Source organism: Pseudomonas sp. MF6767 (assembly GCF_016405475.1).
Taxonomy (GTDB): domain Bacteria; phylum Pseudomonadota; class Gammaproteobacteria; order Pseudomonadales; family Pseudomonadaceae; genus Aquipseudomonas; species Aquipseudomonas paracarnis.
In genome coordinates, this window is record NZ_JAEKCY010000054.1 from 1 (window position 1) to 1231 (window position 1231).

Consider the following 1231-nt stretch of genomic DNA (forward strand, 5'->3'; position numbering starts at 1 on the left):
TGAATCGCCCCTAGTTTCGTAGACACCTCCAAGCCTTAAAATGAGGCCCATTAGGAGGTGCCATGAGCAACCAGCGATATCCCGAAGAATTCAAAATCCAGGCGGTCAAACAAGTGACCGAAAAGAAGCTTCCTGTCTCGGAGGTGGCTGCACGATTGGGTGTGTCCGTGCACAGCCTCTATGCTTGGGTTAAGCGCTACACCAAGCCCCAGGAACAGCGCGTTGAGGAGGATGATCAGAGCGCTGAGGTTCGTCGTCTACGGGCCGAGCTGAAACGGGTGACGGAGGAGCGAGACATCTTAAAAAAGGCCGCCGCGTACTTTGCCAAGGAGTGCGGCTGAAGTACGCCTTTATTAAGCAGCAAGCGGGTCATTACGCGATTCGACGGCTTTGCCTGACGCTCAAGGTTCATCCCAGCGGCTACTACGCGTGGCTATCAGAACCAAAATCTGCGCGAGCCAAGGACGATCAGCGACTGCTTGGACTGATCAAACACTCCTGGTTGGAAAGCGGTGGTGTTTATGGCTATCGCAAGATCCATGATGACCTGCGAGAGGTTGGTGAGAGCTGTGGCCGTCACCGGGTAGCTAGGTTGATGCGCCTTGAAGGTTTACGTTCTCAGACTGGGTATCGACGGAGGCCGGGAAAATATGGCGGTAAACCAGCCGTTGCCTCACCGAACTTACTGAAGCGCCAATTCGATGTCAGAGAACCCAACAAAGTCTGGGTCACAGACATTACCTACATCCGAACATATGAAGGCTGGCTGTATTTGGCCGTGGTGCTCGATCTGTTTTCACGCCAGATCATTGGTTGGTCAATGAAGTCGCAGATGACCAGCGACGTAGCCATTGATGCACTGCTGATGGCGGTTTGGAGACGTAAGCCGAAGCAAGAGGTGATGATCCACTCGGATCAAGGCAGTCAGTACAGCAGCTCAGACTGGCGAAGCTTCTTGAAAGCTAACAACCTGGTAGCCAGCATGAGTCGTCGAGGTAACTGCCACGACAACGCTGTAGCGGAGAGCTTTTTCCAGCTGCTAAAGCGGGAGCGGATCAAGCGTAAAATCTACACTACACGCCAGGATGCTCGGGATGATGTGTTCGATTACATCGAGATGTTTTACAACCCAAAACGACGCCACAGTTTCAACAATCAGCTGTCACCGGTAGAGTTTGAAAAGCGTTACGCAGCGAGCCTGGAGAGTGTCTAGGAAACCCGGGGCGATTCA

The 1231-nt window shown here is 53.0% G+C and carries 1 protein-coding gene; it reads left to right on the plus strand.

Annotated elements, in window-relative coordinates; genetic code table 11:
• Positions 1-62: 62 nt before the first annotated feature.
• Positions 63-1213, plus strand: a protein-coding gene (locus tag JFT58_RS30035) for an IS3 family transposase (protein ID WP_088500423.1) whose coding sequence is annotated in 2 segments (ribosomal slippage) — positions 63-297 and positions 297-1213 — 1152 coding nt in all. Because the reading frame shifts where the segments join, the coding sequence is not laid out codon by codon here.
• Positions 1214-1231 lie beyond the last annotated feature (18 nt).